The organism is Clostridium sp. DL-VIII (assembly GCF_000230835.1).
Taxonomy (GTDB): Bacteria; Bacillota; Clostridia; order Clostridiales; family Clostridiaceae; genus Clostridium.
The window spans coordinates 3,505,594-3,519,574 of sequence record NZ_CM001240.1 but is presented as its reverse complement, the minus strand read 5'-3'; the positions used below and the strand labels follow the sequence as shown (position 1 = coordinate 3,519,574).

Genomic DNA, 13,981 nt, shown 5'->3' with positions numbered 1-13,981 from the left:
GCTGCAAATTTACATGCTTACTTTAAGACGTGTAAATTTGCAGCTTAAACTTTTCCATTTAACTTAAAATTGATATTTTCAAAAAAATATTCACCATTCTCAACCTTTGATAATTCCCAAAACATCTTATGCTTCTTTGATTCGTTATTGAATTCCTCTTGAATATTTTTGTTGCTATTTTTAATAGAATTTATAATTTTATTAATATTACTTCTTCTCCAATTATTATAATCAAATTCCATTTCAGAAAGTACTTTAAATGTTGATGATATTTCAATACTTGGGCCTCCAAGGTCCCTCTCTAGATTCCTAAGGGTATATGAATTTTGACCTGGATCTAAAATTATAAAGTATCCATAATCAAAAGTGCTTCGGATTAATCTTCCATATATCTGCTTAGTTTTTACGCATACTTGAGGATAATTTACATCCTGATACCCCTTTTTCTGATATGTAGTTACAGCTCTTAAAATAGGATATTCAGGACTATAATTCGGAATTTTATCTAACATAACACAGCTTAATGCATCCCCAGGTATATCTATTCCTTCAAAAAAACCCTTACTTCCAAGTATTATCACTTGTCTATTTTTATCGTTAAGAGCTGCTACAGATTTTTTGCTATTATGAACTTCTATTTTAGATCCCCTTGTAATTAAATCTAATTCCTCACTTACAGCATTTCTCCTAGCATTATTATTAAATAATACAAGTATATGGCCATTTATTTTTTGTGCAACATTATATATGAATTTTGAAACATTTTTTATATAAGAAAAATCATCATATCTTCCTACATCATTTATTGCAAAAATTTTTGTTCTTCTTTTCAAATCGAAGGTTGGTGGAATGACAAATTCTTTGGCTTTTTCCTGACCTAAATGTTTTTTTATCTTATTAAATGAATTTTCTATTCTAAATGTAGCTGATAAAAAAGTTGTACTTTTCACATCTTTAAGCATATGCTCATTGACTAATTCCCCAACATTCAGAGGAACACTCCTAAATTTAAATTCCCTATATTCAGAATCTACTTCTAAAATTTTAGCATAAAAAACTGAACTTTCTAAAAATCTATCAAGCATGTCGAAATTAGCTTTGAGCTTTGCTATATAATCAGATAAATTTTTATTATCCGTGTCTCCACTCACTTCATCATCCAGTGTAATATTAGAAACATAGTCATTTAAAATTTTATATAGCGGATATATACTTTCTTTTAGAACTGAAATTTCAGTTCCAATAGCTTTTGTTAGTCCTTTTAGTTCTTCCCTTGGAAGAAAAAATTCAGTCGTAAAATTGTATTCGCCACTAACAAGCCTCATGCTCCTAAAATCATTTAGTAATATATTCATATTAACTATTATTTCACTAACTAAATATGTAAGTTTATCTTTTTCTATAGTTTCTCTGTATCCATAACTTGCATTTAAATTTAGAAGCATTCCTATGATACTTGGATGCCCTTTTTCTATCATATCTAGAAGCTCTAAAAATTGCAGATATGAAAACTCTTCTGCAAAAAAGTCATAACATTTTTCCATTAAATTATGACCTTCATCAATTATAATATGATTTATTTTCTTTTTTTCACCATAAGGCCAGCAGGATAATAATGAATGATTTATCACAGTTATATTTTCTTCTGGAAGCTCATTATACCTCTTCCTCAAAAAACATGCTCTTGTACATTTATCTAGCTTGCATTGCTCACTATCACAATTTATTTCATTAATGTATTTATCCAATTCAAAATATTTCTGCATAGAATAATTTATATTTTCCATGTCTCCATAATTTCCATTTTCACAAAGTCTTCCAAGAAAAAGCTTTGTCAAATTGCCTTTTTCACTGAACTCAAAATCTTCACATTTGCTCAATCGCTCTATGCAGAGATAATTTCCTTTCCCTTTTATGGCACCATACTTTAATTTGTCTTCTAATCTTAACTTTTTAAGTATAGTTGGGATATCTCTTTCTATGAGCTGATTTTGAAGTTCTTTTGTGTTCGTAGATATAATAAAGCTAGAATCATCTTTTCTATTCTTCTGTTTATTTAAATAAGTTTCTATTGCTGCTATTATTACATATGCAAAAGTCTTACCACTACCTGTTGGAGCTTCGATAAATATTCTCTCGCCTTTTTCAAAATTCTCTCTTATTTTTCTTGAAAATTCCTTCTGATCCTTTCTGTATTGGTAACCAAAATCTCCTCCATTATTCCAAATATCTTCATTCTCAAGTAAATTCTCATATAATGTATAATCTATAGGAATTTTCTTTAAGTTAGTCTCTTCCTTCTTACTATCCTCATAATTTACATATTCATGTTTTTCGTATGTAAAAAATGGAGGTTTTAATAAGTACTTAGTCCATGACCAATTATTTAGATATTTATATTCTTTTATTATAATTTCATATAACGATTTATTTCTCTTTATATACTTCTCTTCTCTTGCCCATTGCCTTAATAGAAGGGCATTTACTACCTTTAACGTATCAATTGAATCTGATAATCCTCTATGGTTTTCATCTTTTCCTAAGTTAGTAACTTCCTTTATTAATGAATCCAAATTAAACTCTTTTCGCCATGGTTCCAAAATTGCTGCAAGCTCCATTGAATCCATTATAGCATTCTTAATTTCAGGGATATGAAAACCTAAGAATTTCTTTTCAAAGGCTGCATTATGACATACTAAAGGGAAATCTTCTAAAAATTCTAGGATTTCTTGTCTTATTGAATTTAAACTTGGAGCACTTAACAACTCTTTTTCATTTAATCCCTTACATAAACTATAAGTACTTACAGGCACTCTTCCTCTTGGTCTAATTAAGGTTTCATACGTAGTAATAATTCCATCCTTAACCTTAACGGCACCAATTTCTATAATTTCTGAACAACTTTCATCGAGCCCAGTTGTTTCAATATCCAAATATATAACATTATCTAAAATACTACTTAATTTGTTTAGCATAATTTCTCCTAATTAAACACCTTCCAATTCCTATTCCCTTATATTTTTATTTAATCCATTATAACATAAATAGAATAATTGAACATCTGTTCTTATTATTTTTTACACTAATTTATAAATTAATTTGTATGTATTTAGTATATACAAAAACTGGAACAAAATACTTATTTTGTTCCAGTTTTTGATAAGTTATTATTTCTATATAGATAATCCTGAGATACTCTAATAAATTCCTGCATATTACAATTTCCAGACCTTTCTCCAATACCATCTAGAGTGCAATCTACATATTTAGCTCCACTTTTTACAGCTTCTAATGAAATAGGAATTGCCATCCCAAAATCATTATGAGCATGTATTTCAATCTCCATACCAGTCTCTTCAATGATTGTTTTAATCGGTTTTTTAACTAAAGAGGGCATTAATATTCCTACTGTATCTGCATATCTTACTCTTTTTACCCCCATTTCTCGAACTATTTTACATAAGCTTATAAGATAACTTGTATCTGCCCTTGAAGCATCTTCAAATCCAATCGTAACTTCATAATTTTTATCTCTAGCCAAAAATACACATTCTTTTAAATTCTGCCTAACCCATTCTTTATCTTTATTTAAATTTGAATAAATCTGTATATCAGATGTTGGAACACTAATATGAATAATATCAGGTTTACAATCTATTGAGTTTAAAATATCATTTTTATTCATTCTATTCCAGGTTGATATTAATGAATTTTGTCTTATATTTAAGATTCTCTTAATACACTCTTTTTCTATATCTCCCATAATTGGTATTCCTGCTTCTATTTGATAAATATTATTTTCATCCATATATTTTGCTATTTCTACCTTTTCATCAATTGAAAAAGCACGTCCAGCACATTGCTCCCCATCCCTTAATGTAGTATCTACAATACGTATATAATTATTGTATTTTTTTTCAAAAATCATAGCCTCTCACCATCCTTATGGTAAATCTATCCACAGCATTTCTTATAAATTTCTTTAATTTCTTCATTATTTAATCCTCTGCGTTTCTGCATACTGACCTTTCTTACATCATCTAGCATAATCTGCAGATTTTCAGAATTGTAATGTATATTTAATTCTTTAAGCTTTATTTCTAGTGAACTAATTCCAGAATGTTTTCCAATTATAATATTTCTCTTCCTTCCAATTTCACTAGGATCATAAGGTTCATACGTACTTGGATTTTTAGCAATTCCATTTACGTGAATTCCGGATTCTACATTAAAAATATCTTCCCCTATAAAAGGCATATTTGAGTGGAGTTTAGTTTCTATTATTTCTTCAAAAATACTAAGTGCTTTTGGAAGTACTTTAGGATTTCCATGCATTTTCATTTTTTCTAAAAACATAAGTGAACCTAAAACTTCTTCTAAAGGCGCATATCCACCAATTCCTGCAAAGGTTGTAACAACCTGTTTCCCTCCTGATTTAATCCATTCTAAGGTCATTGCTATTGCTGAATCATATTTATTTCTAATACACAATTCAACATTTTCTCCAAAGACATTTTTTATTGTTACAAATATTTTCTCATATTCATCAAAAATCAAATCATCTAGACCAATAATTCTACGGAATTTTCTATTGTTCTTCTTTGCATCTTCAATAACCTTATGAATATCCCTGGTATCCTTTATTTCAATAATGTTATTACCGCATATGGTAAATTTAATTTCTTCAGGTAATGGTGATAATTCAGCATGGAGTTCTGGAGTGATTTCTATATAATCACTCCCTATTGTATGCAGAAGTTCAATTAACTTTTTAATTTCGGGAATTTTTTCTTTTAATTTGCTACCGTAAATTTCCTTTAAGACAACTATAGTCTTATCTATAATCTCTACCATAATCTCACTCCCATAATCTTTATGAAAAAATTAATTTCTTCCTGTCTATGCTCTAAGCATTTCCTTAACCTCAGTCCCCTTTAAAATGGCTTCAGCAGCTTTTACAACTGCAGTTTCGATAGTTTCACAGGTCATAAACACTTCTACGCCCATATTTTTGAATTTATTTTTAGGTTCATCCCCAATTCTAAGGCATATAACTCCTGCACAATCATTAACTACTTTGGAGAGTTTAGTAAATTTATCTTCTTCTTCTTCACATACTTCCTTACCATTGCAGAATTTATCTACATCCCTTTTTTCAATATATTTCGCATCTCCGTTTTTATATTCATAAATAAGGAATTCTGTTGCATGTCCAAAATGCATATCTACTCCAACCCCACTCTTTGAAGCTATTGCAAATCTAAGAGTTTTTTCCTCTATATCCTTAATTTGAGGCTTATTAAATTTTTGAGATTGATCATCACCAAGTAATCCAATAGCATCAGCTCTGCATTGCTTACAATGATACATCTGTTCTAAATGTTCACCGCATTTATTTCTTAAGTCCATTATTTCTTTATTGCTTGTAAGAGGCATGTTTTCAAACACACTTCCCTTTACAGGTATCATTTGCATTATATTTGTAATTCTAGCACCTAATGTTTTAACTTTCTTAACAACTTCTTCTATGTGCTTATCATTAATTCCTTTAAGCATCACTATATTAACCTTACACATTATACCTCTGTCAGCTAAATATTTAAGCCCAGACAATTGATTGTTTAAAAGAATTTGTGCTCCTTCTTCCCCTGTATATGTAACCCCTAAATAATCTACGAATTTATATACCTTAGCAGTTATTTTAGGATCAATAGCATTCATAGTTATTGTTACATGGCTTACTCCTAAATCAATTAACTCTTGAGCATAGAATGGAAGCATTAAACCATTTGTTGATAAGCAGAAAGTAACTTCTGGATCATGTTCTCTTATAAGTTCAAGAGTCTTTTTAACATTATCAAAATTTGCAAGTGCATCACCTGGACCTGCTATTCCGACAACCTTTAGATTATCCATTTTAGATTTTACTAACTTATATTTTGCAAATGCCTCTTCTGGCGATAGTACTTCTGTTGTAACTCCTGGTCTGCTTTCATTGACACAATCAAATTTTCTTAAACAGTAATTACAACTTATATTACATTTTGGAGCTATTGGAAGATGCATTCTTGCATACTTATGAGCTGATGAACAGCTAAAACAAGGATGGGTCTTAGTCTTCTCTTCTACTACATTTCTATCTACAACTTTAAATTCCACTTTTTTCTCCCCCTTAAGTTCTAACTCTTCACTTTTTCCAGTTAGTTCTATGTTTTTTTCTTCTTTATAATATTCATTATACAAATCTTCTCTAAACGTTGATTCTGTTTTAGCTAGCATAACATTTGCAATTTTATCGCTTAAATCAAGAGAACCTTCATATCCAATGGATAATATTCTCTGTCCGCCAACTCTGTCATGTATTGGGAATGATGCCCTTACTAACGGCACCTTATGTTTCTCTTCTATTCTCCTTCCATCAGAGCTTCCGAGCATGACATTTACATCGTTATTTAGTACATAATTTTCTATATCTTTAAAGTCTGCTTTATCTAAAATTGTACATTTTTCTGCAAATAGGTTATCAGAAAGTTCATCAACTTCTTTTCTCAAACTTTTTTCAAGTCCTGGGCATACATCTGCTGTTGCAATTAAAGCTGGAACTGATCCATTTTCCACTGCTAATCTTGCACAAGAATAAACAAAATCTGGTTCTCCAAATATAGCTATTCTCGCTTCTGCATTATATTTATGAGAATCAATCATAGCATCCAAATATCGTCCTCGTTCTTTTATATACTTTTCTGGAATTTCTTTTCCAGAAATTTCAGCTAATACTTTTAAGAAATTATCAGTATCTCTAAGACCTCTAGGCATGTTGATTCTATGATTTGTTACTCCAAAAGCTTTTTCTAAGTAGCTGCCAACAGAATATTCTTCCTTTATAAATGTAGAAAGTTCTATTGTAGCTTTGGCACCTCCCATATGTTTGATTTCGTCTATACTGGTTCCATTACTTGGCAGTCTATTATACTTTTTACTATGAACGCCATCTAAGTTTTCAGATATATCTGGAAGTAATATATAATCTATATTAAAATCCTCTAGCATTGTCTTTAAATATCTAGTATCTGCACTACTTATTGGTCCAGTAACCACGTTCACTTTTTGATTCTTAGTACTATCCATTTCTGTATTTTCAACTACCGCTCTTAATGCTGTAAAATATCCACCATATTGAGTTCCTCCATATCCTGGAGATTGTATTGGTATTAATTTAATCTTACTTTCAGGATGTTTTTCATAAAATATCTTAGATAATCTTTTTACATCTTCTCCAATGGTTTCAGCAAGACAAGTTGTCCCTATTCCTATTACCTCTGGATTATATAATTTAATTAAGTTTTCTACACCCTTAATTAAGTTATTTTCCCCTCCATACACAGTACCTTCTTCTGTCAGTGAAGATGAGGCAATATCTACAGGTTCATTAAAATGAGTTGCCATATGTCTTCTAATATATGTGCTGCAGCCTTGTGAACCATGTAAAATCGTCATACAGTTTTTAATTCCATAAAGTGCTGTAGCAACTCCCATAGGCATACACATTTTACATGGGTTAACAGTTAGATTTACAAAACTTTCTTTAGCTGTCTTCATTATCTTCACTCTCCTTTACATATTTCCATACAGGACTGTTTATTGAAAGATTTATCTCTTTAGCAAAATTTACTGCTCCGATAAAGCCACCAAGAGGATGCTTTCTTTCATGGTTATGATCGCAAAATGCTACTCCTAATTTATAAGCAAGAGGCCTTTCCTTTACTCCTCCTACTAAAATATCAACATCCTGTTCAATCATAAATTTTTCTAATTCATAAGGATTTGCATCATCTAAAATTACAGTTCCTTCATTAACTAAGGAATTTATAATCTCATAATCTTCTTCCTTTCCAGTTTGTGTTCCAACCATTACTGTGTCTATTCCAAGTTCATTAAATTGTTTTATCAAAGATATAGCTTTAAAACCGCCACCTACATATATAGCAGCCTTTTTGCCTTTTAAATTTTCTTTATATTTATTTAAAATAGGCATTATCTTTTCTTCTTCCTCTTTAACTAAAGCTTTAGTCCTTGCCATCATTTCTTCATCATCAAAAAGACTTGCTATTCTGATCAGAGAATTTTTAGTATCTTCTAAACCAACAAAACTAATCTTAACGAATGGAATTTCCATTTCCATTTCCATTCTTTTTGCTAAATATGTCATGGAGCCTGCACATTGGACTACATTAAAACTTGCACTGCTAGATTTAATTAATTTATCATAGCTTGCATCTCCAGTAATAGTTGATATTACTTTAACGCCCATCTTGCGCAGATACTCTTTGACAATCCAAATTTCTCCTGCCAAATTAAAATCCCCAAGCATATTTATTCCTTTTTCTTTAGGTAATATATTTCTTGAAAACAAATTCATTAGTGCATTGCATGCCATTTTATAACCTTTAGATTTGTTTCCTGAAAAGCCTGGTGCCATTACTGGTATAACAGGTACTTTATACTTTTGCTCAGCTATTTTGCAAACAGCTTTAATATCATCACCTATTACTCCAACGATACAGGTAGCATAAACAAAGATTAATTTCGGATTATGCTTTTCCATTATCCCTTCAATTGCAGCAGTTAGTTTCTTTTCTCCACCAAAAATAACATCCTGCTCACTTAAATCTGTTGAAAAACTATTTCTATATAAATCTTCACCACTTGAAAGACTTCCTCTTATATCCCAAGTATAGCTTGCACACCCTATTGGTCCATGAACTATGTGATATGCATCAGTTATTGGATTCAAAACTACTCTTGCACCACAATAAACACAAGCTCTTTGGCTGACTGAACCTGAAACACTATTTCCATCACACTTCATAGAATTTTTATTATTGCCTTCCTTAAAGCAAACGAAATCTTCTCTTTCTTCAAGAAGCGAATTACTTATTCTCTTTTCCATAAAGTTTGCACCACCTTTCATAAATGTAAAATTAAACTCTTGAAATTTTATGCTATTTAAAAAGCTTAGAGTTTAATAAAACCTGAAAATTAACAGTTAACAACGAACAGCTAACATTAAAAATATTATATATTCAGGCATTTTTCGTTAATTGTTAACTCTTAACTATTAACTTGCTTTACCTTATTTCTTTAAATAATGATTTTTTATTGTCTTTAAGAAAATTACATTTTTTATAAGAAAAATGAGCAATTGCTATGCTTTAACATATACAATTGCTCATCATTGAGTTTATTTATAACAACACATATCTTGTATTTGAGGGGTATTATTTTGGTTAATACTTATATTATTTTGCACACCTTTAGATTTTAATTTACATTACTAATTCAAAATCTTCATCCTTAGAATCTCTATCCTGTCTGTCCATTAATGCACCAAGCATTAATTCTAGTAATCTCATAGCACCTCTGTATCCAAATGTTGGCATATAAGAATGAACGTATCTGTCTAATACAGGGAAACCAATTCTAACTAATGGAATGTCTTCAGCTTTTGCTATATATTTACCATGAGTTCCACCCATTAATAAATCTACTGATTCATTCTTTATTAATTGATGTAATTCAAAAAGATCAGTATCTTGTTTTGCAATACAGCCTTCAACACCAAATTCATCAAATAATTCTTTCATTTGCTTTTCAAATACATTGGATGGAGTTCCTGTAATTACATACTTAGGAATCATTCCAAGTTCTAGCAAGAATTTAGATAAAGAAATTAGTACATCTGGATCTCCATATAAAGCCACTTTTTTCTTATCATAATATGCATGAGCGTCAATCATTATATCAACTAATTGTCCTCTTTCTTCTTCAATTTCATATGGAACTTCTTGCTTGCTAAACTTGCTTAATTCCATAATTAAATCATCTGTAGCACCAACACCTATTGGCATTTTTAAAGTTGTATAAGGAACTTTATATAATTTTTCAAGTGTAGATGCACCTGCTTCAGAAGCAAAGCTTCCAAGGGCTAATGTTTTTTCACAGTCACCTAATTCAATAATATCTTGAATCTTTGTACCGCCCTTTGGATACATATCATATTTTCCAGTCATTGGAGCATCTAAAACTCCACTTGTATCTGGTAACATTGTAAAATCTACACCCATAAGTTTTAACAATCTCTTTACTTCACGCATATCACCAGGATTGACAAATCCAGGTATTACGCACATTTTTCCATTTTTCACTCCAGTTGTTTTAGATAAACCTTTAATGAAACCTGAAACCATATTAGAAAATCCAGTAATATGTGATCCAACATAACTTGGGGTATTTGCATGTAACACGTATTTTCCTTCTGGAATATCTATATCCTCAATAAAGCCTTTTAAGTCATCACCTATAGTTTCCGATAAACATGTAGTGTGAACAGCAATTATTTCTGGATCATACATATCAAAGATATTTTTTACAGCAGTTTTAATATTACTACCACCACCAAATACGCAGGCACCTTCACTAAATGATGAACTCGTTGCTATAGCTGGCTCCTTAAAATGTCTAGATAAGACTGTTCTGTGGTATGAACAACATCCTTGTGATCCATGACTGTGTGGCATACATCCATGAACTCCAAGAGCTGCATACATAGCACCAACAGGTTGACATGTTTTACTAGGATTAATAGTAATAGCTTCTCTTTTCTTAATTTCTTTAGGAGTTAAATCTAACATTATACCTCACCTCCAAATGTTCCTTCTAAAATTGATTCTGTTTTCCATGGAGCTACAGTGTATCCCCATGCTGGTGTATATAAACTCATAGTTAAATCTCTACCAAAGTTTACAGCACCTCTAAATCCTGCATAAGGTCCGCTATAATCATAAGAGTGCAATTGTCTTGATAATACGCCACCTTTTTGAATGATATATTTATCCTTGATACCAGAAAAGAACATATCAACTTTTAATTGTTTAATGAATTCTTCAGTTTCAAATTCATTTAAATCATCAACTACAATTGTACCTTTCTTCATATCTTTCATCATACCTGGATAATATTCTAAGTTAATTATTTCTTTCTTTAATTCTTCTAATTCCTCGTCAGTTTTTACTGGTCTGTATTTATCAGCAATCTTTTCTACTTCTAATACTTCAATGTTCTTTAAATCTGCATCTTCAACTATAGTTGGTATAACTTCTCTACCTTCATAGTCATCTCTATGAGCAAATTCAAAACCTGCAATTAATGTTTCTACGCCTAAATCATTTAATAACATTTGATAATGGTGAGACCTTGATCCACCAACATATAAACCTGCAGTTTTTCCAGTAAGCTTGCTTCTATAATACTCCATAGGTTCTTTAAGTTCTTCAAGTTCTTCTGCTATTACTTGTTCAGTTTTAGCTGTTATTTCTGGATCATTGAAGAATTTAGCCATATCTCTTAAAGTTCTTACTGTACAATCAACACCTATAAAATCAACTTTTATCCATGCAGTTCCATATTGAATTTTCATCATTTCTGCTATATAATTAATTGAACGGTGACACTGAACTAGATTTAATTCTGCACAATGAGCTTTACGTAAATCGTCAATACTACAATCACCAGTCATGACAGATATTACTTCATAGCCTATTTTATCAAGAATTCTTTCTATTTCCCAAGCGTCACCACCTATGTTATATTCTCCAAGAATATTGACACTATGTTTGCTTGTTTTGTATTCTTGAGTACCTATTACTGATTTAATAAGTTTGTTATTTGCAATATGGTGACCAGCTGATTGTGACACACCTTTATATCCTTCACAAGGGAATGATATACAATCAATTCCATATAATTTTTTTGTTTCTTCTGCAACAGCTGGAAGGTCATCTCCAATTAATCCAACTGGACATGTTGCACATATAAATATTGCTTTTGGATTAAATATATCTACAATTTCCTTAATTGCTTGTTTTAATTTCTTTTCTCCGCCGAATACTATATCACTTTCACCTAAATTTGTACTAAAACAATATTGAATGAAGTTTCCATCACCTTTTTGTGGTAAAGCCTTATTTCTTCTTGTTCCCCATGAATAATATCCACATCCTATTGGTCCATGAGTTAAAAGTACAATATCCTTTAATGGTCCAAGAACAACTCCTTTACATCCTGCATAACAACATCCTCTATGTGTCATAATTCCTGGTATAGTTCTTCTATTTGCATCTATCTCTTGTGTTTCTTGTTCAAGTTCAAGCATATGTTTTTTTCTATTTTTGTAGACTTTTGCACTATATTTGTCTAAAACGCTATCTACTTTACTCATTTTTTCACCTCCATATATTAGATGGCTTCATCGCCCGCTTGTCCGTCTCTTACTCTGTATACTTCTTCAACTGGTATTACAAATATCTTTCCATCTCCTGGAGTCCCAGTCGAATTAATATCAATTACTGTATCTATTACTGTTTTTACTTCTTCATCTTTTACTACTAATGTAATAAATCTCTTAGGAATTAATCTTCCTCTTTCTGATAAGTTTTCTCCATATGGTGTTGGTGGTATTTCCCCAGCTTCCATATAAGCTTCAACTAAAGCCTTATCTATGGATTTTTTACCTCTTCCAAGTACTTTTCTGCAAGTAATTGATGGGAAACCAGCTTCAGCAAGTGCTTCTTTAGTTTTATTAACTTTATTCAAACGAATAATACACATAACTTCTTTCATAAAGCTACTCCTCCTAATTTTATAATAATGCTTTCCCGCTACTTACAGTGTATGCTTCTTCAACTGGTGAAACAAAGATTTTACCATCACCAAAAGCACCTTTTTCTCCTGTTCTAGAATTTCTCATTATAACTTTTATAACATCATCTTTATCTTCATCTTTAACTACAATTAAAAGCATTTCTTTAGGTAATTCATCATAATGAATTTCACCTACTTTAATTCCTTTTTGTTTACCTCTTCCATATACGTTCATTTTAGTTACCTCTGGAAACCCCGCATCCAATAATTCTGAAAGTACAGTGCTAACCTTTTCTGGTCTTATTATTGCACGAATCATATACATATCTCTCTATCTCCTTTTATTATATATTTTGCTTTTAGATGTTATTTATTTTGAACATATACATTTCAAATTTTTTATCCTAGATATCCATTAAGCCATATTCCATTAAGATTTCTTCTAATCTCTCTTGTTTCATTGGTTTTGGAATAACAAACATTTTGTTCTCATTTATATTCTTAGCTAATGTTCTATATTCATCTGCTTGATCTGCTTTTGGATCAAATTCTATAACTGTTTGTTTGTGTATTTCAGCTCTTTGAACCATATTATCTCTTGGTACAAAGTGAATAAGTTGGCTTCCAAGTTCTTTTGCAAAAGCTTCTAATAAGTCTAATTCTTTATCAACTTTTCTGCTGTTACAAATGATACCGCCTAATCTTACTCCACCAGTTTTAGCATATTTTTGAATACCTTTTGAAATATTGTTAGCTGCATATAATGCCATCATTTCTCCAGATGCAACGATGTATATTTCTTGAGCTTTACCTTCTCTGATTGGCATTGCAAATCCACCACATACAACGTCTCCTAATACATCATAAAATACATAATCTAAATCTGGTGTATATGCTCCTAATTGTTCAAGCATTCCTATTGAAGTAATTATTCCTCTACCTGCACATCCAACTCCTGGTTCTGGACCGCCTGATTCAACGCATCTAATATTTCCATATCCTGTTTTCAAGATTGCATCTAATTCGATTTCGTCTCCTTCTTCTCTTAAAGTATCTAGAACTGTTTTTTGTGCTAAACCTCCGAGAACTAGTCTTGTAGAATCCGCCTTAGGATCACACCCTACTATCATTATCTTCTTTCCCATTTCAGCTAAAGCTGAAGTTAAGTTTTGTGTGGTTGTAGACTTTCCTATACCACCCTTTCCATAAATAGCTACTTGTCTCATATAAGTTTCCTCCTCTAAATTAAAATAAGTTTTATATAAGCCCATTTGGGACATTA

At 30.9% G+C, this 13,981-nt stretch carries 10 protein-coding genes; all 10 read right to left on the bottom strand.

Going from position 1 to position 13,981, the window contains the following annotated elements; translation table 11 throughout:
* Positions 1–44: 44 nt before the first annotated feature.
* The 10 genes from CDLVIII_RS16200 to nifH all read right to left on the bottom strand — a co-directional run bounded on the left by CDLVIII_RS16200 (position 45) and on the right by nifH (position 13,925).
* Positions 45–2,975: a helicase C-terminal domain-containing protein gene (locus CDLVIII_RS16200; RefSeq protein ID WP_009170526.1), complete on the bottom strand. Its 2,931-nt coding sequence runs from the start codon at positions 2,973–2,975 to the stop codon at positions 45–47.
* A gap of 164 nt (positions 2,976–3,139) precedes the next feature.
* The gene (locus CDLVIII_RS16195; RefSeq protein WP_009170525.1) at positions 3,140–3,928 is read right to left on the bottom strand and encodes a homocitrate synthase; all 789 of its coding nucleotides are present in this window, start codon (positions 3,926–3,928) and stop codon (positions 3,140–3,142) included.
* Between the two features lie 26 nt (positions 3,929–3,954).
* Positions 3,955–4,854: an isopropylmalate synthase gene (locus CDLVIII_RS16190; protein WP_009170524.1), complete on the bottom strand. Its 900-nt coding sequence runs from the start codon at positions 4,852–4,854 to the stop codon at positions 3,955–3,957.
* A gap of 45 nt (positions 4,855–4,899) precedes the next feature.
* Positions 4,900–7,599, bottom strand: coding sequence for a nitrogenase cofactor biosynthesis protein NifB (gene nifB, locus CDLVIII_RS16185; protein ID WP_009170523.1), 2,700 nt, complete (start codon positions 7,597–7,599; stop codon positions 4,900–4,902).
* Positions 7,586–8,950 (bottom strand): nitrogenase iron-molybdenum cofactor biosynthesis protein NifE, encoded by a 1,365-nt coding sequence (gene nifE, locus CDLVIII_RS16180; RefSeq protein ID WP_009170522.1) that lies wholly within the window; start codon positions 8,948–8,950, stop codon positions 7,586–7,588. Before nifE ends, nifB begins: the two co-directional genes overlap by 14 nt.
* 376 nt (positions 8,951–9,326) lie before the next feature.
* Positions 9,327–10,691, bottom strand: a complete 1,365-nt coding sequence (gene nifK / locus CDLVIII_RS16175; RefSeq protein WP_009170521.1) for a nitrogenase molybdenum-iron protein subunit beta — start codon at positions 10,689–10,691, stop codon at positions 9,327–9,329.
* Positions 10,691–12,277: a nitrogenase component I subunit alpha gene (locus CDLVIII_RS16170; RefSeq protein ID WP_009170520.1), complete on the bottom strand. Its 1,587-nt coding sequence runs from the start codon at positions 12,275–12,277 to the stop codon at positions 10,691–10,693. Before CDLVIII_RS16170 ends, nifK begins: the two co-directional genes overlap by 1 nt.
* Positions 12,278–12,294: 17 nt before the next feature.
* Positions 12,295–12,678 (bottom strand): P-II family nitrogen regulator, encoded by a 384-nt coding sequence (locus tag CDLVIII_RS16165; protein ID WP_009170519.1) that lies wholly within the window; start codon positions 12,676–12,678, stop codon positions 12,295–12,297.
* A gap of 19 nt (positions 12,679–12,697) precedes the next feature.
* On the bottom strand, positions 12,698–13,024 hold the full coding sequence (locus CDLVIII_RS16160; RefSeq protein WP_009170518.1) for a P-II family nitrogen regulator: 327 nt from the start codon (positions 13,022–13,024) through the stop codon (positions 12,698–12,700).
* Between the two features lie 79 nt (positions 13,025–13,103).
* A complete protein-coding gene (gene nifH, locus CDLVIII_RS16155; RefSeq protein ID WP_009170517.1) occupies positions 13,104–13,925 on the bottom strand; it encodes a nitrogenase iron protein in 822 nt (273 codons plus the stop codon).
* Between the last annotated feature and the right edge of the window lie 56 nt (positions 13,926–13,981).

What these genes read in the sequence shown, in the direction of transcription:
- CDLVIII_RS16200 (WP_009170526.1), bottom strand. Translation starts at nt 2,975, where the DNA reads ATGCTAAACAAATTAAGTAGTATTTTAGATAATGTTATATATTTGGAT.
- CDLVIII_RS16195 (WP_009170525.1), bottom strand. Translation starts at nt 3,928, where the DNA reads ATGATTTTTGAAAAAAAATACAATAATTATATACGTATTGTAGATACT.
- CDLVIII_RS16190 (WP_009170524.1), bottom strand. Translation starts at nt 4,854, where the DNA reads ATGGTAGAGATTATAGATAAGACTATAGTTGTCTTAAAGGAAATTTAC.
- nifB (WP_009170523.1), bottom strand. Translation starts at nt 7,599, where the DNA reads ATGAAGACAGCTAAAGAAAGTTTTGTAAATCTAACTGTTAACCCATGT.
- nifE (WP_009170522.1), bottom strand. Translation starts at nt 8,950, where the DNA reads ATGGAAAAGAGAATAAGTAATTCGCTTCTTGAAGAAAGAGAAGATTTC.
- nifK (WP_009170521.1), bottom strand. Translation starts at nt 10,691, where the DNA reads ATGTTAGATTTAACTCCTAAAGAAATTAAGAAAAGAGAAGCTATTACT.
- CDLVIII_RS16170 (WP_009170520.1), bottom strand. Translation starts at nt 12,277, where the DNA reads ATGAGTAAAGTAGATAGCGTTTTAGACAAATATAGTGCAAAAGTCTAC.
- CDLVIII_RS16165 (WP_009170519.1), bottom strand. Translation starts at nt 12,678, where the DNA reads ATGAAAGAAGTTATGTGTATTATTCGTTTGAATAAAGTTAATAAAACT.
- CDLVIII_RS16160 (WP_009170518.1), bottom strand. Translation starts at nt 13,024, where the DNA reads ATGTATATGATTCGTGCAATAATAAGACCAGAAAAGGTTAGCACTGTA.
- nifH (WP_009170517.1), bottom strand. Translation starts at nt 13,925, where the DNA reads ATGAGACAAGTAGCTATTTATGGAAAGGGTGGTATAGGAAAGTCTACA.